At 57.1% G+C, this 17,801-nt stretch carries 13 protein-coding genes and 1 tRNA gene; 6 read left to right on the top strand and 8 right to left on the bottom strand.

What is annotated here, in order from left to right:
- The first annotated feature begins 62 nt into the window (after nt 1-62).
- The 3 genes from LAO20_10915 to LAO20_10905 all read left to right on the top strand — a co-directional run bounded on the left by LAO20_10915 (nt 63) and on the right by LAO20_10905 (nt 4,938).
- Nucleotides 63-662 carry a lipocalin-like domain-containing protein gene (locus LAO20_10915; GenBank protein MBZ5531932.1) on the top strand — a complete coding sequence of 200 codons (600 nt, stop codon included), beginning with the start codon at nt 63-65 and terminating at the stop codon, nt 660-662.
- 233 nt (nt 663-895) lie between these two features.
- Nucleotides 896-1,678: a hypothetical protein gene (locus LAO20_10910; GenBank protein MBZ5531931.1), complete on the top strand. Its 783-nt coding sequence runs from the start codon at nt 896-898 to the stop codon at nt 1,676-1,678.
- 62 nt (nt 1,679-1,740) lie between these two features.
- Complete coding sequence (locus LAO20_10905; GenBank protein ID MBZ5531930.1) at nt 1,741-4,938, top strand: sialidase; 3,198 nt, start codon at nt 1,741-1,743, stop codon at nt 4,936-4,938.
- Between the two features lie 48 nt (nt 4,939-4,986).
- On the opposite strand, the gene eno is transcribed toward LAO20_10905, so the two are convergent.
- Nucleotides 4,987-6,303, bottom strand: coding sequence for a phosphopyruvate hydratase (gene eno / locus LAO20_10900; GenBank protein ID MBZ5531929.1), 1,317 nt, complete (start codon nt 6,301-6,303; stop codon nt 4,987-4,989).
- Nucleotides 6,304-6,473: 170 nt separating this feature from the next.
- On the opposite strand from eno, the gene LAO20_10895 reads away from it, so the two are divergent.
- Nucleotides 6,474-6,776, top strand: a complete 303-nt coding sequence (locus tag LAO20_10895) for a DUF3467 domain-containing protein (GenBank protein ID MBZ5531928.1) — start codon at nt 6,474-6,476, stop codon at nt 6,774-6,776.
- Nucleotides 6,777-6,789: 13 nt separating this feature from the next.
- Complete coding sequence (locus tag LAO20_10890; GenBank protein ID MBZ5531927.1) at nt 6,790-8,442, top strand: glycosyltransferase family 39 protein; 1,653 nt, start codon at nt 6,790-6,792, stop codon at nt 8,440-8,442.
- Between the two features lie 190 nt (nt 8,443-8,632).
- On the opposite strand, the gene LAO20_10885 is transcribed toward LAO20_10890, so the two are convergent.
- A complete protein-coding gene (locus LAO20_10885; GenBank protein ID MBZ5531926.1) occupies nt 8,633-8,866 on the bottom strand; it encodes a hypothetical protein in 234 nt (77 codons plus the stop codon).
- A 543-nt stretch (nt 8,867-9,409) separates the two neighbouring features.
- Between LAO20_10885 and LAO20_10880 the strand changes: the two genes are divergently transcribed.
- A complete protein-coding gene (locus LAO20_10880) occupies nt 9,410-10,558 on the top strand; it encodes a hypothetical protein (protein ID MBZ5531925.1) in 1,149 nt (382 codons plus the stop codon).
- A gap of 137 nt (nt 10,559-10,695) precedes the next feature.
- Here the strand turns inward: LAO20_10880 and LAO20_10875 are convergent, their stop codons facing one another.
- From LAO20_10875 to LAO20_10850, 6 genes are all read right to left on the bottom strand, one after another.
- On the bottom strand, nt 10,696-10,941 hold the full coding sequence (locus LAO20_10875; protein ID MBZ5531924.1) for a hypothetical protein: 246 nt from the start codon (nt 10,939-10,941) through the stop codon (nt 10,696-10,698).
- Between the two features lie 52 nt (nt 10,942-10,993).
- Nucleotides 10,994-11,070, bottom strand: a tRNA-Arg gene (locus tag LAO20_10870).
- Between the two features lie 1,567 nt (nt 11,071-12,637).
- A complete protein-coding gene (locus tag LAO20_10865) occupies nt 12,638-12,814 on the bottom strand; it encodes a hypothetical protein (GenBank protein ID MBZ5531923.1) in 177 nt (58 codons plus the stop codon).
- 3 nt (nt 12,815-12,817) lie between these two features.
- Nucleotides 12,818-14,422: a putative DNA binding domain-containing protein gene (locus LAO20_10860; GenBank protein ID MBZ5531922.1), complete on the bottom strand. Its 1,605-nt coding sequence runs from the start codon at nt 14,420-14,422 to the stop codon at nt 12,818-12,820.
- 117 nt (nt 14,423-14,539) lie between these two features.
- A complete protein-coding gene (locus tag LAO20_10855) occupies nt 14,540-15,538 on the bottom strand; it encodes an IS1595 family transposase (protein MBZ5531921.1) in 999 nt (332 codons plus the stop codon).
- 365 nt (nt 15,539-15,903) lie between these two features.
- On the bottom strand, nt 15,904-17,769 hold the full coding sequence (locus tag LAO20_10850; GenBank protein MBZ5531920.1) for an amidase: 1,866 nt from the start codon (nt 17,767-17,769) through the stop codon (nt 15,904-15,906).
- Between the last annotated feature and the right edge of the window lie 32 nt (nt 17,770-17,801).

The raw sequence follows: 17,801 nt of genomic DNA, 5'->3' as shown, positions 1-17,801 counted from the left end.
TCTTCATCGTTGTCAAATTGCCGGCGCTAGGAACGCAAAATCAACCAAGAAAGGGATGGACTATGACCAATTTCAATGTAGCAGCATCTTCTCGTCGAGGCCGCGGACTGATCGCCGTGCAGGTTGTCGCGATTCTGGCTGCCACCGTGGCGCTGAGCGTAGTCGCGTCTCACACCATGGCATCGCGAGTGCACGCTGCCGCGCAGGCATCCGTAAAAGAACGCCTGGTAGGAACGTGGAAACTTGTCTCCCGTGAAAGCCGGCTGGCGACCGGAGAGATTATTCCCGACCCGGCGCTTGGCGCCAAGCCTTCCGGCGTACTGATCTACGATGCCGCAGGCCACGTGGCAGCTCAACTCAGCCGCCAGGGACGCACCATGGACATCTTCAAGGACGAATGCGCTGAGATCACCGCTGTGAAGACTTCGCCCAATACGGCCAACACGGTTTTCGGTTATGACGCTTATTTTGGGACCTACACCCTGCACGAAGCTGAGGGCTACGTAATGCACCATCTGGAAAGCGCCCTTTGGCCGGGGAATATGGGCAAAGACATCAAGAGGTCCTTTACGCTGCAGGGCGACGAATTGACCATTACATTCACCACCACGCAAGACGGGAAAGCTGTCTTGCGGACGCTGGTGTGGCATCGCTGGAAATAATGGCAAAAACAAAGCCACCATGGAACCCGGACGCGCCCTTGCTGCGTATCTAACATGGGGACCCGTGCTTGAATCTAAGACAACAAAATTCGCTAACAAACCTGCGCGAGCGAGGTCTAACAGAGTTTCATGCTCATGCGCCAAGCGGTAATATCTTTAACTAGACAGTCATAAGATAGGCATTCGTTACCGAAAATTCGCACGGTCCTCAACCAAATCAAGGAGTTACCCAAGTGACAGCAATTCGCAGAATTCTGATGTGCGGGGTTTGCCTGTTCGCAGCAGCGGCGCTCGGCCAGACAGCAGACGAGTTGGTCGCCAAAAACATTCAAGCCCACGGCGGCCTGGACAAAATCAAAGCCATTCATTCCGTTCGCATGACCGCCAGCTTTGATGCCAGCGGGTTCAAAGCCGCGGTAGGACAGGAGCAGAAACGTCCTGACATGGTTCGCGAAACGTTTACCGTGCAGGGAATGACGCAGATCCAGGCCTATGACGGCGCGTCGGCGTGGCAGATTTCGCCTTTTGGCGGGCGCAAAGACCCCGAGCTCATGGGCGAAGAAGAGACCCGCGGCATGGTGGAAGACGCGGACTTTGACGGTCCCCTGGTGGACGCCGCGGCCAAAGGCAACCAGGTTGAATACATGGGCATGGACCAGGTGGATGGCGACGACGTGTACAAGCTCAAATGCACGCTGAAGAACGGCGACATCTTCTATTACTTCCTGGACCCTGACACCTACCTGGAAATCAAAGTGGAAAAGCAGCGCTTCATCCGCGGCGCGGTCCGCGAAAGCGCCATTGTGTTTGGCGCTTACAAGCCGGTGAATGGAGTGATGTATCCCTTCTCCATCGCCAGCGGCCCCAAGAACAATCCGGAGTCCGGCGGACGAATCACGGTGCAGAAGCTGGAAGTCAACGTTCCGGTGGACGACAAGCAGTTCAAGATGCCGGCCGCGCCGCCTGCTCCAGCGGCACAGCCCAAACCGGCGCCAGCGGCCAAGCCCAAAGCTTAACGCCCTGGAACCAGGCCCGGATGACAACATCTTTCCCCAACAAGAGAGGAAAATCCCTGATGATGAACCGCTGCTTCTGCTCACACAAACTGCTACGGATTTCCAGCACGCTGGTGTTCTGCCTGGCTGTGCTGACGACGGCCTGGGGCCAGACGGCCCGGCCAGCGAAATTTGATTCCGGCACCATCTCCGGCCTTCCTGCCCGGAACATAGGCTCGGCCACCATGAGCGGCCGCATCGCCGCGGTGGATGCGTACGATGAAGACGGCAAAGTCACGGTGTTTGTCGGCGCGGCCAGCGGCGGCGTGTGGAAGTCCATCAACGGCGCCACCACGTTCCGCCCGGTGTTTGACCGCGAAGACGCGCAGTCCATTGGCGCAGTGGCCGTGGACCCCACGAACCACAAAAATGTCTGGGTGGGCACCGGCGAGAGCTGGACGCGTAACAGCGTGTCCATTGGCGCGGGGATTTACAAATCCACCGACGGCGGCGAGAACTGGACCAGCGCGGGACTGAAAGACTCTGAGCACATCGCCAAGATCCTGGTGGACCCCGCCGACAGCAACACCATTCTGGCCTGCGCCACCGGACATCTCTGGGACGACAACAACGAGCGCGGCGTTTACAAAACCACTGACGGCGGCAAGACATGGAACAAAGTCCTTGCCGGGGCCAACGGTTCCAGCGGATGCTCCATGCTCTCACGCAGCCTGCAAGAGCCCAAGACCATCTACGCCACCATGTGGGACTTCCACCGCCAGGGCTGGACCTTCCGCAGCGGCGGGCCAGGCAGCGGGATTTTCAAATCCACTGACAACGGCAACAGCTGGACGGAGATCACCACCGGCAACAGCCAGGGCCTTCCGGAAAAACCTTATGGACGAATCGCCATTGCGGTGGCGCCGGGCAAGCCGAACGTTGTTTACGCCATGGTGGAGTGCAAGCAGAGCGCGCTCTATCGCTCTGACGACGGCGGTAAGACGTGGGCCAAGCGCGACGCCAGCGCGTACATGGTGTGGCGTCCGTTCTATTTCGGCAATTTGATCGTTGATCCCAAGAACGAAGACAAAGTCTTCAAAGTTGATCTGGGCCTGTTGCTCAGCGTGGACGGCGGCCGCAGTTTCAGCTTTACCGCCAACGCCCACGGCGATTTCCACGACGTGTGGATTGATCCCAGCAACCCCAACATTGTTTACGCGGGCGATGACGGCGGATTCTGGACCAGCATTGACGGCGGCTCGCGCTGGAGCCACGCTTTCAATCTTCCAGTTTCGCAGTTCTACCACGTCAGCGTGGACAACGCCGATCCTTACCACGTTTACGGCGGCCTGCAGGACAACAGCTCGTGGATCGGCGATTCATCGTATCCCGGGGGCGTTAGCAACTCGCGCTGGGAAAATATCTACGGCGGCGACGGTTTCTGGGTGTTTGAAGATCCCTCCGACCCCAACTACGTGTACGCGGAAGCGCAGGGCGGCTCCATTGGCCGCGTGAACCGCCGCACGCTGGAGTCAGTGAGCATCGAACCCCTGCCCGACTACAAAGAAAAGAAGCTGCGCTTCAACTGGAACACGCCCATCCACATGAGCCCCAATGAAAAGGGCACCATCTACATGGGAGCGCAGGTCCTGTTCCGCTCGCGCGATCACGGCCGGTCTTGGGAGCGCATCTCGCCCGACCTGACCACCAACGATCCGGAAAAGCAGAAGCAGGAAGAATCCGGCGGCATCACCGTGGACAACTCGTCGGCGGAAATGCATACGTCCATCTACTCCATCAGCGAGTCGCCCAAGAACGGCCAAGTCATCTGGGTGGGCACCGATGACGGCAACCTGCAGGTGACGCGCGATGGCGGCAAGACCTGGACCAACGTGGTGGACAAAGTGCCGGGGCTGGGCAAGAACTCGTGGGTCTCCACGGTGAAGGCCAGCCTGTACAACGAAGGCACAGCGTACGCTACGTTTGATCGCCACACCTTTGGCGACATCAAACCCTACGCCTACAAAACCACGGACTTCGGCGCCACCTGGACCGCGCTCGGCGTGCAGGAAAGCGGCGTACGCGGATACGCTCACATCATCACGGAAGACACGGTCAACGCCAACTTGCTTTTCCTGGGGACAGAGTTCGGCTTGTGGATGTCCATTGACGGCGGCCAGCATTGGGCCCAGTACAAAGGCAGCGGCTTCCCGGCGGTCGCCGTGCGCGACATTGTGGTCCAGGCGCGCGAATCGGACCTGGTCATAGCCACGCACGGCCGCGGCATCTGGATCATTGATGACATCTCTCCGCTGCGCAAGCTCACGCCGGACTTCATGGCCAAAGACGCCGTCCTGCTGGATGCGACGGCGCAGCAGTATCTCAACACCAACGGCGGCTGGGCTGAAGGCGATTCCACGTTCTACGGGCCGAACCGCAACACTGACGCGTTTATCACTTATTACCAGCACGGACGCCACATCTTCGGCGACCTGAAGATTGAAATCTTTGACGCCGACGGCAAACTGGTGGACACCGTGGATGGTCCCAAACACCGTGGCCTGAACCGCGCCACGTGGTCCATGCGCTTGAAGCCTCCGCTGGTCCCGCCTGCGGCGCAAGCGGCCTTCGGCGCGGCCACCGGTCCGCGCGTCCTGCCGGGAACTTACACGGTGAAACTCACCAAAGGCGATCAGGTGTACACTTCCAAGCTGAACCTGGTGCTGGACCGCCGCGCCACCTACAACTTGGAAGACCGCAAGGCGCAGTTCGAGCTAGCCACGAAGCTATACAAGCAACTGGGCCGCATGACCTACGGTGTGGACGCCATCACCGCGCTACGCGATGCCGCCAATGACCGCGCCGGCAAGCTGGCGCAGACGGACCCGCTGCGCAAGAGCGTGCAGCAGCTTGCGGACAGCGCGGACGGGCTTCGCTCCAAGATCGTGGCCACCAAAGAAGGCGGCGCCATCACCGGAGAGGAACGCATCCGCGAATACATGACCACCGTGTACGGCGAGGTCAACAACTACGATGGCCGTCCCACGGCGCAACAAGCGGCCCGCGCCGATTCCCTGGGACGCGAGCTGGAAGACGTGATCCACGAGTTTGAACAGCTCACCGCTGCGCAACTCACCAAGATCAATGATGGATTGCGCAAGAAGAAGCTGGAGGCGATCACGCCCCTGGCCCAGCCGCAATGGGAGAAGATGCACGCCGGCGATTCCGGCGGGCAACCCGGAGCGGCCATGCGCCGAAGCGGATGGGTGGAACGCGACTAAGAACCTGTTTTTGAAACCATAGAGGAGTTCCCGCTTGCGGGAGCTCCTTTATGCTTTGGTCGCGCCCAGATCGCCTTCGTAGTTCAGGGCCGCAATGCCCAGGAAGCGGGCGGATTCGTCCAACTCTTCTTCAATGCGCAGCAACTGGTTGTACTTTGCGATGCGGTCCGTGCGCGACGCCGATCCCGTCTTGATCTGCCCGACGCCCGTGGCCACCGCCATGTCAGCGATGAACGTATCTTCGGTTTCGCCCGAACGGTGGGACATCACGCAGGTGTAACCGTTGCGCCGCGCCAGATCAATGCAGTCCAGCGTTTCGCTGACCGACCCGATCTGGTTGACCTTGATCAAAATGGAATTCGCCGCGCCTTCATCAATCCCGCGGCTGAGGCGCTCAGTATTGGTGACGAAGATGTCGTCGCCCACCAGCTGGAGCTTGTCGCCCAGCTCGTCCGTGAGTATGCGCCAGCCTTCCCAGTCGTCTTCGGCCAGGCCGTCTTCAATCGAAACGATGGGATACTGCCGCGCCCAGTCCGCCCAGAATTTCACCATATCTTGAGACGACTTCACTGACTTGTCTGACTTTTTGAAAACGTACTTGCCTTTTTCCTTGTCGAAGAATTCGCTGGCTGCGGGGTCCAGGGCGAGGGCCACATCTTGTCCGGGGCGGAAACCTGCCTGCTGGATGGCTTCCAGGATCAGCTCAATCGCTTCCACGTTGGCTTTGAGCGACGGCGCGAAGCCGCCTTCATCGCCCACCGCGGTGTTGTATCCACGCTTCTTCAAAACGCCCTTGAGAGTATGGAAAACCTCAACGCCCCATTGCAGCGCGTCAGCGAACGTTTCCGCGCCCACGGGCATGGCCATGAATTCCTGAAAGTCAACGTTGCTGTCAGCGTGCGCGCCGCCGTTGAGAATGTTCATCATGGGCACCGGCAGAACGTTGGCTCCGGCGCCGCCCAGGTAGCGGTAGAGTGGGGTCTTCAGCGCGGCCGCACAGGCCCGCGCGCTGGCCATGGAAACCGCCAGGACGGCGTTCGCGCCCAGCTTGCTTTTGTTGGGCGTGCCATCCAGTTCAATCATGGTCTGGTCCAGCCGGCGCTGGTCGGTGGCGTCCAGTCCATTGAGCGCGTCAGCGATCTGGAGATTGACGTTGCCCACGGCGCTGAGCACGCCTTTGCCCATGTAGCGTTGCTGGTCGCCGTCACGCAGCTCAACCGCTTCGTGCCCGCCGGTGGAGGCGCCGCTGGGCACAGCCGCGCGGCCCATGGAACCGTCCCCGAGAAGAACTTCTGCTTCCACCGTAGGATTGCCGCGGGAATCCAGGATTTCACGCGCGTGGATGTCAACAATGCTTAAGTCCATAGCCCGCAAATTATACCCGAGAGCAGCGCTTGCGACGTGTGACGTCAATCGCCCGCGACGCGTGACACTGTCGCCGATCAAGGTTTCGCGCCAAGCGTTCTTCTGTTATGTTCATGGCTTCTGTTATGTTGTTTGCTTCGCTTGATTGTTTGCCCCAGGAGCTTTTGCTTATGACCGTTCCGCCACAACAACCCAATATTCAAATCACCAATGCGCCCGACTATCGCGATGGCTACGCCAACTCCATTCAAGTGCGCGTCAGCGTGTGGGACTTTCTGCTGATCTTCGGGCGGCTGCATCCGGTAAGCGCGGACCAGGTGGAAGTCCACAATTTTCAAGGCGTCTATTTGAGCCCGCAGCAAGCCAAGGCGCTGTTCACCGTGCTGGAACAGAACATTGTCCAGTACGAAAAGACGTTCGGCGAAATCAAACTGGATCCCGGGTTGGCCCAGCCCTCCGGCCAGATCAACTAGCCGCGCACGCCGCATGAGCGCCCCTCTCCAGCGCCGGCAGCCGGCTGCGTTACAGATTTTTCCCGTGATCTTCGTGGCCGTGTTCCTGTTGCACGCGCCCTTGCTGCGCCTGCCTTTCTTCTGGGATGAAGCGGGGTACTACGTTCCCGCCGCGTATGACCTGGTCCATTCGCACGCGCTGGTTCCCACCACCACGCTCGATACCGGACATCCTCCGCTCTCCGCCGCGTATCTGGCGTTTTGGTTTTCCGTGAGCGGATGGAAGCCCGCCGTTGCCCGAATTGCCATGCTCTTGCTGGCGGCCTTCGCGCTCACCAACGTTTTTCTGCTGGCGCGACGCGTCGCCAATACCGGAGTGGCGGTGGCTTCCACGATCGCGACCGCTGTGTATCCGGTCTTCTTTGTGCAAAGCTCACTGGCCCACGCCGACCTCACTGCCGCTGCGTTTACCCTATGGGGCATCCGTCTGGTGATGGAGCAGCGCGTGGGCATGAGCCAACTGGCGTTCTCGCTGGCCGTGTTGAGCAAAGAGACGGCCATCATCACACCGCTGGCTTTGGGAGCATGGGAGCTTTTTCGCAAAGACCACGTGCTGGACAAGATTTCGGATCAAAGCAAATCCTCCGCTTCCGCCGCAACAAGCCCAAGCCGCGTTTCCCGCGCGGCGATCTACCTGCTCCCGGCGATTCCTCTTATCTGCTGGCTGATCTACCACCATCATGTGACGGGCAGGTTCCTGGGCAACGCCGAATTCTTTCAGTACAACGTGACGCAAGCCCTGAGTCCGCTGCGTATTCTTCTGGCAATGGCCATGCGCGTGTGGCACCTGCTGGGAGCCATGAACATGCTGGCGCTGACCGCGGCCACGCTGGTGGCCATGCGCTTTCCCCCGGTGATGGACGCCGCCGGCGACGGCGAATCCATAGAACGCCCGCGCATCACCATTCCCGTGCAACTGCAATTTGCCGTGATCATGCTGGCGCACGTGGTCGCGTTCTCCCTGCTCGGAGGCGCCTTGCTCACGCGCTACCTGCTCGCCGCTTATCCGCTGGTGATCATCCTCGGCATGTCCACACTGCGGAGGCGCGTGCAACGCTGGGAATGGCCGGCGGCAATCATGATCATCTGTTTTGTGATGGCGCTGCTGTTTGATCCGCCGTACCGGTTCGCTCCGGAGGACAATCTGCGATACAAGGACTACGTGAACCTGCACGTCAGCGCGGCGCGTTTTCTTGCCGACCACGAAAAAGATGCCACGGTGCTGACCGCCTGGCCGGCCACCGACGAACTCACCAAACCTTATCTGGGATACGCGGCGCGTCCGCATCAGGTGGTGGCGGTGCGCGACTCTACCGCGGAAGAAGTCCTCAAAGCGCGGACGATGCGGGCCAACTTCCAGCAAACCAGCTTCCAACAAACCAGCTACCAGGTGGCATATTTATTTTCCACCAAATATGAGGCGGCGCCGTGGTTCCGGTCAGAAGCCTGGGAGCGGTTGAACCGGAAATTCTTTGACTACCACCGCGATCTCTCGCCGCAGGCCGCCGCCGAACTGCTGGGTGGAAAAGTGGTGTTTGTGAAGACAAGCAAAGCCGAGTGGGTGGAGATCATTGAGATGGAGCAGCCGTCAGTGGAGGCGGCCGGCAGGAAACCAGAACCGGAATGAAATCCTGCCGGGCCCGCGTGCTCATCTACGTATCCGTCTCAAAAAGTTTTGCGGTTAGAACATCATCCTGGCCAGAGCGAGATGGACAGGAGGGTTGTACCACAGATAAACCATGAAAGCGGACGTGACCACATCCGCCACCCGGAAGTGTTTTACTTGTAAATTCATCCCCTGGACTCCCTTTACAACTTCAGCTGGCCTTGGCCTCCAACTGTGCATGCACGTTGGCGAAAGACCGCTGTGTGCCGGAGCCGAGAACCCTCATCTTCTTCCAGTCGTAAGCAAATTCCTTGCCGCAATCCAGGCAAACCACGTACGTGCCCGTCTGCGAAGCCGCTTCCGAATGGCGATGTTCTCGCTTGCTGGTCAGGGGGAAGGTCGTATTTCTATGCCAGCACCCGAATAACGCGTCAATGATGTCCACAGTCTCCTCCAGATCCTGAGATCGCTTGCTCTTTTGGAAGTACCAGCCTCTTTGCGCTTCATCGGCAGGTCCGTCGTTGGGTCTTGCTGCCTGCGTCATGTAGCCTGCGGTATTTCCCTTACCTATCTAGTGTCCTTAAACCCGGTTTCGTTTCATCGGTTGTTCGATAATTGGTCCGAAAAGCATGACAAAAACTGTCATTCCGGCGATTTCACCGCTGTTTTCAATACGTAGAACGCCGGGGAAACGGATTTGTTGCGGAGGCGAAAGACAAGAATGGTTAAGACCAAAGGATGTCCTCATAATGCCCTGGTTTGCGCGCTTGGCCCCGCTGTTAGTTGGAACGGGCTGGGTCCGGATGCCGGCTCAGCGCTTGCTTGAGGCGGAGAAGGCGCGTGTAAATCCTCCCGGCCTTGCTGGCCACGACACGACTTTGAGGGATAACGGGGGAAAATGTCGAATCCAAGAAGCTTTTGATTATTGTTTGCCTCTGCAAAAACCTACTGCTAGAATGAAGCCGCCCCCTCCCGAAATAGGTACGAGATGACAACTGGAAAACTGTACGCCCTTCTGTCGTTGTTAGAGGCTGCTGAAAAAAAACTCCAGATACAATCTAGCCTCGACGCCATCGAAACTGCGCTTACCGATCTGACCAGCTCACCGGCAGAACCGCAGCACCAAGAAGCACTTGCCGATGCGCTCGCCTCACTCGAGGCTTCTGCACCTAAGTTGCGCGACGCAATCACGCCAACCCAAGCTGTTGATATCAACGCTATGGGTGGTGGGGATTTCTTTGATCCAGCCATGTCAAATAAGGTCAAGAACGCAGTGCAGACGAACGCGATGACTCCATCTGTGGCTCGCGACTACGTACAAGACCTGACCTCGAAAAGAGCGGGCTTTCTTGAGACTGTTCGAGGAGCAATTAAAAATCTAAAAACCCTCAAGCTCCAAGAGGCCCCCCTAGAGACTGGCTCCGCCGATATAGCGTTTTTGATTCCACGTGACATATTCAGTAATCACATTGGTTTGCTGGCCAAGGAATTGAGTTTCATCAATCGCTTAGTTGAGCACGTGAGCGAAGCTGTGACCGGTGAAGTTCAGCCCGCTGTACTACAACAGTTATCGTCTTCAGACCCGACAGTCGCAGTCTTGGCAGCCGTTCCTGTCATTTTGGCAATTGGCAAAGTTGTGGACATGTTTCTTGACTCGTGGAAGAAGTTCGAAGAGATCAGGACCATGCGGGCGAAGTTGAGTGACATGGGCCTTAAAGGACGAGCGCTGGAGGAACTGACGGAACACGTCGAAACCAGTATTGATGAGCTCGTTGAGGAATCAACCAAGCTGGTGCTGACTGGCTATTCTAAGGATGGGCGAAAATCCGAACTAGAAAATGGCGTTAGGACAGATATTCGTCGCCTCTTTGGGCAGATCGAGCGAGGCTTGAAGGTCGAAATCCATGTGAACACCGAGAATAAAGAGGGCACGGATCAGAACGTTCTTAGCGAACTTGAAACATTGTCGAGCAGCTTGACATTTCCTGAACCTGCAAAACATCCAGTGCTTCTCAGCTCGGGCGAAATCCTGGAGGGAGAATTTACTGTGACCAAGAAGACGACCACGCAAAAGAAAACCGTGGCGAAAAAAACAGTGGCACATGCAGATCGAAATGAGCCTAAGGCGACGAGCTGAGTGGAGGGGCCGGGCGGAGGCGAACCGCCGACCTAGAGTTTAGGAAACTCTTGCTCTAACGTCGGAGTCCGGGGGCCGGCCAACAAAAATGCCGAGCCTGAAATCCGGCTCGGCTGTTGGAATCTTCGTTTAGGTTTTTACGCGGCCTTTCCTTTGCTCGGCAGCGTTTCGATGGCTTTTACCACTGCGGTTGCGTAAGCGACAAACGCTTTTGCCTGTGCGAGCGTACCTTGGAGTTCTTCAGGCGTTGCTTTTGCAAGCGCCTGGTGCAATTCTTCAATCGATGGTTCATGTGGATGGTGAATCAGGTAGTAAATTTCCAAGGCTTTGCCTCTTAGGATCAACGCGGCCGGATCAATGGCCCGATACTCATCTATCTCCATACATTCCTCCTTTTCATTAAAGGCGTCAGCAACTGCTGATAAAGGCCTTTAATGGAGGGGCCGGGCGGAGTCGAACCGCCGACCTAGAGTTTAGGAAACTCTCGCTCTATCCAGCTGAGCTACGGCCCCAGTGAATCTTCTTCCATTTTATACACCGAAAGATGGGGCCTCGTCGGATTTTTGGCTTGCACCGCCGATTTGGCCCTGCTATTCTGACTTTGCTAGTAGTTGTTTAGCTCCCGTTTTTCAGCTAGTTCACCATGTATTGTGCCCTCCGGCTGGGGCAAAGCTAAGGATAACGATCTGGCCGTCGCCAATCTCTTTCAGCCGGGAAGGAGATTTGCGTCTTGGCAGCCCGTTCCCGTAATTCCGATCCTCTCCCCAATCCTCATCGGATTTTCACCCTGATAAAGGTGTACGCCGTGGAAGCTGCGGCCACGATCGTGTTCTTGTGGTGGTTGGCAAGAGAAGTGTGGCACACACTCACGCACTGACCCCACAGACCCGCGGAGCAGATCCCTCACGCTGCGCCGGCTCACCAAGGCTCGCCGTTGCGGTTCGGGATGGCACGTGGTACTGGATGCGGTGCAACTTTCGACTCCGTGCCGCGATTGGTTCGCGCGGCACTGCGCTCAAGACGACACATCCTGAGGCATGTTTGTAGGTTCAGGGCAATTCTGAGCGGTTCAATGTCCTTCTGCTCGGCGCCGCTGTCCTTCTTCGCACTTTACACAGGGCGAATGGATGGTAAAATAGAGAACAACCAGCCTTTAGCACCTAGCCATTAGCCTTTGGCTGAGCCCCGAAAATCCGGGGATTTGGCCCTGAACCCTATTGACTTTGACGCGAGCATGGGCTGAAGGCCCCGGCCGCCCAGGCGGCGGGAAACAGGTCTTTGAAAACCAAGCATTTAGCAATCAGCACTCAGCATTCAGCCAAGGCAAAAGCCCCAGCGACCCTCAGCCGATTGATTGGGATGCGATTGGGATCACCCGCGGCTAAGTCCTTTGTTTATTGGGACCATTGGGATGAATAGGGAGGGGTGGGGGTATACCAATCGCCGAGATCGCCGACATCGCTCGTCATCGCCGAAATCGGCAAAGCAGATTCCTCACTCCGTTCGGAATGACAAAATCATCGCCGGGGATGACTTGAGTTAAGGGCAATAATATACTTGGCAACTCCGCAGCTCTGACGGATAATTTAAGGGCCGTGACAGGGCGAAGAAAAAGTGCTTGATTTTCAGTAGGAATCCCGTACAAAATGAGTCTGCGACCTATTAGCAGTAGGTCGCAGACAATTGAATCGATATGTTGGGGTAGCGAAGCACTCATATAATCCCACCGCTCGTATTCCATTGTCAACCAAAAAGTTTCGCCGGTACTTGTGCCGGTGAGTCCTGGCCTATGTTGTATTTTGATGGGCTGATTGGCTCCCCAGCAGTGCGCTAACACCGCCGGGGAGTGTTACGAACCAGGGATTATGTTGCATCCCCTTTTGGTGAAACATCTTGGAAAAGAAAATTGTTCATCGCGATTCCGTTGACGGTCAGTTCGTCACTGAACGTTACGCTGACCAACATCCACGCACAACTGAGCGGCAGCATGTTTATGTGCCTGCTCCGAAACCTGCCCCTAAGAAAAATTAAGGGACACAAACCATAACACAAACTCCCCCGCCGGAGTATCGGCGGGTTTTATTTTGATCGTGCCTTTTGTTCCTTCTTGCGCTCTCTCCTGCGCTTTTCCTTGGCCTCTTCTTTGAGGATCACATCTTTTGGAACCTTCAGGATCGTGCGAAGCGCATTGTCCATGCGCTCTGCGGGCGTCCTGCCCTGAATCTCTGGCGCTGGTAGTGGTTTCATGTTGAGCACCTTTTATTCATTTGGATCAGCCTTCGCAATCTTCCGTTTTGATTTCTTCAAGGTGTAATGTGCCTTCGAGTCTCTCTCTATTCCCTTGTCATGGTGCCAGTCAAGAATGCCTTTCTTGACCATCCTCTGAAGAAGCGTCTTTGCGGAATGCCATTCACGCTGTGTCAGACGCTGTACCTCGCTGACATTGATTCGTCCGTGATCTGCGAGACGATTGACGACCATTCGCTCATGTTCATTGAGCTGCCGGGCGGTTTCTTCGCCAACTATGTTGCTGACATCGGCTACAACCCAAGCTCGGCGCTGCTTAACATTATTTCTGAGAGTAACTCTTACAAACGTATTGAATCCGCTTTCACTTTCCCTGAATTCTGGGCTTGGCAATCTCATGCGTGACATACTGTCCCGCATTCTTCGAGTTCCCTCATTCGCGGCCTTGACAAAGTCAAGGAAGAACATCGCTCCCATCAAATGGGGGTTCCGTGGATGGCTGTATTCGTAAATATTCTCAGGCGTCACAAAAGGCGGAAAACCACCAGGACTTTCAACCAGTAGCCGATCATCAAACATTCGGATGAATATGTTTTGATTCTTCATGCTGTAGGAGCGATGAACGCAGGCATTCACGATAGCCTCATACCACGCCCCCGGCGGATACTCAGGGTCGGTATAAAACTTTCCGTCAATAGAAGACAACTTAGAGAAAGTACGCAATTGGGTCTCAACGAGCTTTGTAGTTTCGCGTATCAAGGTTGGAACGTTGCCTTCAATGGTGAGGTCTTTAACCGCGTTAAAATTGCTGCCCGTTTGTTCGTGCTCACCCTCGAATCTCAGGAAACGAGTCTTGCAGCCGGGAAACTTAAGCAGTGGATCACGGGCGAACAGCAAGGCGCATGCGACATTAGGCTTAAATTTTTTTGCCGAATAAGTTCCCAGGCGGCGATTTACAAGTATCTCTTGATTAGAATGGGGCTGAGTGAAGGCAACCTGTTCCCGGACTTTCTCGCAGAAGCGTCCAATCAGTTCAAGATCGAAATCATCTGGGAATTTAAGGTCGATTGGTTCTTGCTCAAAATCCACCTCACCTTTTTCGTGCTCTAATTCTCTAATTTCCTTAGATGGTATTTCGTATTTTGATTCTCCTCGGCGTCTAAACGCTTTGCCTGCATTGGTCTTGACCACCTTGTCCTTGTTATAAAAAATCCTGAAAAGCAAGACGTAGTCATCCACTCCGTCAGTTCGCTTGAGCGTGATTTTTTTAATCTCGTGACGGGCGTCAGGGCAGAAATTATTGCCAGCGCATTCTAGTTCATTGATTCGTTCTTGCGTAACGCTTACACATCCTTTGGATACCGTGCCGTCATCCTCCATGCCGATGACAACAAGACCGCCATCGGGTGGCGTGTTGGCCCACATCGAGAAATAATCGCCCATGGCACGCCCAGGGTAGCCCGCTGGTTTCTTCTCGATTCTGCGATCTTCCTTTATCGCAGACAGAATCTCCACATCACCCTTTTCATAAATCTCGTCCGGCGTTGAAAGGCGAATACCTGCTGGTTTCGGGAAATCGATCTCATATTGGTCGTCCGATGGCGGCGCAATCACCATAATTAGCTCCCGAGAAAACCCTCGAGGGTGCTAATTATCTCACTGATTAGGCGAGGTTTACAGGAAATAAAACAGAGCTATAATTTAGACCGCTTCCCGCGTTTCAAGCGGTATGGGCTATAAATTCTCTGAAAGTCCCACCTTGCCGGTCAGTTCCTTATAGGTTACCCGCCGACCGGCGACCTGAGAAAGCAATGTATCAAAACGCTGACCGTCATTCACTGGCTTCTCTTTGCTCCCGCGATTGTTAAAACGGAATGCTTGCTCATCGGCGTAGCGGTCGAGATGGAACGGCTCAACTGCAACGTAAGTGCCGCGCAAAGTGCGTTTGAAAAGAGACCAGTAATTTTCGATTCCGTTCGTATGAATCTGCCCGTTCACGTACCCTTCAACGTGATTGATAACGTCATGTGCGAATTTATCAGCAAGGGCATATTTATAGGACGGGAAATCATCGGTAATGATGTGCGCTCCTGCTTCAACGTTGTTCAAGATTTTCTCTTGCAGAGTGGTTCGCTTCACATCGGGAATGACCATCGTCCTTACCTGTCTCATGTTCCTGTCCAGCATTCCCATGACGATAGTTTTTCCCGGTGCGCGCTGATTCTTGCTCCGGTCATTGCCAGCGATTGCAAGAATCCGCGCTCTGCGGGACTTGTGCATCCGGCGAGGGTCAGGGCCAACAAAAGTTTCGTCCGCTTCCACCGGGCCACCCTCAGTTCCGAGTTTCATAATCGAGCCGTTTTTCATTGCCAGCCGGATTCTGTGAAGCATGAACCATGCCGACTTCTGAGTAACGCCGATTGCGCGATGGACTTTGTAGGAGCTAACACCGTTTTTGCAATTGCAGATCATCCACATTGCCAGCATCCACTTATCCAGGGTGATAGGCGATTCCTCAAAGATGGTTCCTGTTTTGCAGGTAAACTGTCTCAGGTCGTGGTGACTGCTGCATTGCCAGCGGTTGTGCTTGGGCTGGAATTTGACGTTCACGCTTCCGCAACGTGGGCAGCTCACGCCCTCAGGCCAGCGGCGAGCAACAAAGTACTCGCGGCAACGGTCAGGATCGGAAAAGTAAACGATGGCCTCTTGGAGCGTCTTTAGTTCGTTTGCCATGCTTCAAGAGTACGCTAAATCTTTGGAGTTGTCAAGTATATTATTGCCGAGTTAAGTCCTTATTTTCCGGGGATGAACGGGGATGGGGCTGGCCGCGCGGAGCGCGGCATCGGGTGATCTGGTGATCGGGTCATCGGATGATCGGAAAGGCAAAACCTTTGCCGCAGATTGACGCAGATGACGCTGATCGGGAAAGGAAAGCGAGAAAAGCGCACCGCCAAGCGGCGCCACACGGTCGTCGCATGCCGATTGGCCCGCGGAGCAGATCCCTCACACTGCGTCGGCTCACCAAGGCTCGCCCGTCGCGGTTCGGGATGGCACGTTTGGTAGCCGGTGCCACACGGTCATCGGAAGCCCGCGCTCGTCTAGAACCCCGCCGGCCTCTCCCCCGCTACGCCGAAACTCTTCTCCAGTGCCAGGCCGGCGCGGACCACGGTCCCTTCGTCGAACAACCGGCCGATCAGCGTCACGCCGTGCGGCACGCGCCGCGGCGGTGAGAATTTGGGCAGAGGGTTCGCCGGGTCGGGCGCCCAGTCGGTGCGCGCCTCTGACACCTGGACAAATCCCGCGCGCAAGGTGAGTGAAGGATGTCCGGTAAAGTTGGTGATGGTCAGCATCTCATCGCGCAGGGACGGCACCAGCAGCAAGTCCACTTGGGAAAAGACGCGCGCCATCTCCTGGGCCACTTTGCGGCGCAGGCGGTCGCACTGGACAAAGTCCACCGCGGAAAGGAAGCGCGCCTGGCGGAAGACATTGGGCCAGGCGTCCGGCACCTGGACCTTCAACTGGTCAAGCTGGTGGTTGAGCGTGATTTCCTCAAACGCGGCCGCGGCTTCGGCAAACAGGATCACGTCCAGCGAGTCATACGGCCAGTTGGGGATCTGGACTTCCACCGGCACCATGCCGGCTTTCTTCACCGTCTCCAGGGCGGCGCGGTCCACGTCCGTAGCGGGATTTTCTTTCATCCAGCCGGGCAGGTAACCCACGCGCAGTCCGTTTACCGGCGCGCTGGCGTCGTAATCCAGTTTGCTGGGGACGCTGGAAAGGTCGCCCGCGTCCGGGCCGGTGATGGCATGAAGGACGAGCATAGTGTCTTCCACGCCGCGGGTCATGGGGCCCAGCTTGTCCAGCGACCAGCAGAGCGTCATGGCGCCGGTGCGCGGCACGCGGCCGTATGTGGGACGCAGCCCGGTAACCCCGCAGCGCATGGATGGGCCCACGATGCTGCCGCCGGTCTCGCTGCCCATGGCAAAGCCGACCAGCCCCGCGGCCGTCGCTGCGCCGGGGCCGGCGCTGGATCCGGAGGAGCCTTCTTCCAGCAGCCACGGGTTCATGGTCTGGCCGCCGAACCAAATGTCATTGAGCGCCAACGCGCCCAGGCTCAGCTTGGCGACCAGCACCGCCCCGGCGTCGGTGAGTCGCTTCACGACCGCGGCGTCGGCGGCGGGAACGCGGTTGCGGAACGGCTCGGCCCCGTAGGTGGTGGCGATGCCCGCTGTGTCCAACAGATCTTTGGCGCCCCAGGGAATGCCGTGCAGCGGCCCGCGATATTTGCCCGCGGCAATTTCCTGGTCAGCTTTTTTCGCCTGGGCCAACGCCAGGTCGCGCGTGAGCGTGATGACGCAGCGCAATTTCGGGTCGAAGCGCTGCAGGCGGTCGAGATAAATCTGCGTCAGCCGCTCGGAGGTCAGCTGGCGTTTTTCGATCCAGCGCGCCAGGCGCGTCAGCGGGGCGAAGGCAATGTCGGCGTCGCTTGCCGGGAGCGGTCCGGGATCAGACTTGCTCCAGACAAAGTGGTCGCGCAGCGGAAGCCTTTTTTCGCCGGGCAGAATCGGGTCCCACTGCGAGTACGGAGCAACCGTCGGCTCAATGGCAACTTTGTGCGGGCCGGTGCGCCGCTCATAGACCGGGGCCATCGCGCTGCGCCAGTTGCCGGCGGCCTGGCTGCGCTCCGCGGCAGTCAACTCCACTTGCATCAGCCGCTCGGCTTCAGCAAACGTGGAAGGCGACACTTCAGGACCCACCGGCGGCGCCGTGCCAAACGCCGGCGGCGTTCCCGGCGTGGGTTCGTTGGGCTTCACTGCGGGAGGCTTCTGTTCGACGGCCTTCTGCGCGGGCGATGTCTGAGTGGACGGTTCCGCGGATTTCTGCGCGTCGCCACGGGACGCGACCATCGTTCCCAACACGCCCAGCGTTGCCTGGGTCAAAAATTGTCTGCGCGACTTCGACATTGATTTCCTCCGCCGCAGATTATAGCTGGGCG

The sequence above is a fragment of the Terriglobia bacterium genome (genome assembly GCA_020072815.1).
In the GTDB taxonomy this organism is placed as follows: domain Bacteria; phylum Acidobacteriota; class Terriglobia; order Terriglobales; family Acidobacteriaceae; genus Angelobacter.
This window is presented reverse-complemented; position numbering and strand designations above follow the sequence as displayed.

What these genes read in the sequence shown, in the direction of transcription:
- LAO20_10880 (MBZ5531925.1), top strand. Translation starts at nt 9,410, where the DNA reads ATGACAACTGGAAAACTGTACGCCCTTCTGTCGTTGTTAGAGGCTGCT.
- LAO20_10855 (MBZ5531921.1), bottom strand. Translation starts at nt 15,538, where the DNA reads ATGGCAAACGAACTAAAGACGCTCCAAGAGGCCATCGTTTACTTTTCC.
- eno (MBZ5531929.1), bottom strand. Translation starts at nt 6,303, where the DNA reads ATGGACTTAAGCATTGTTGACATCCACGCGCGTGAAATCCTGGATTCC.
- LAO20_10915 (MBZ5531932.1), top strand. Translation starts at nt 63, where the DNA reads ATGACCAATTTCAATGTAGCAGCATCTTCTCGTCGAGGCCGCGGACTG.
- LAO20_10905 (MBZ5531930.1), top strand. Translation starts at nt 1,741, where the DNA reads ATGAACCGCTGCTTCTGCTCACACAAACTGCTACGGATTTCCAGCACG.
- LAO20_10895 (MBZ5531928.1), top strand. Translation starts at nt 6,474, where the DNA reads ATGACCGTTCCGCCACAACAACCCAATATTCAAATCACCAATGCGCCC.
- LAO20_10875 (MBZ5531924.1), bottom strand. Translation starts at nt 10,941, where the DNA reads ATGGAGATAGATGAGTATCGGGCCATTGATCCGGCCGCGTTGATCCTA.
- LAO20_10850 (MBZ5531920.1), bottom strand. Translation starts at nt 17,769, where the DNA reads ATGTCGAAGTCGCGCAGACAATTTTTGACCCAGGCAACGCTGGGCGTG.
- LAO20_10890 (MBZ5531927.1), top strand. Translation starts at nt 6,790, where the DNA reads ATGAGCGCCCCTCTCCAGCGCCGGCAGCCGGCTGCGTTACAGATTTTT.
- LAO20_10860 (MBZ5531922.1), bottom strand. Translation starts at nt 14,422, where the DNA reads ATGGTGATTGCGCCGCCATCGGACGACCAATATGAGATCGATTTCCCG.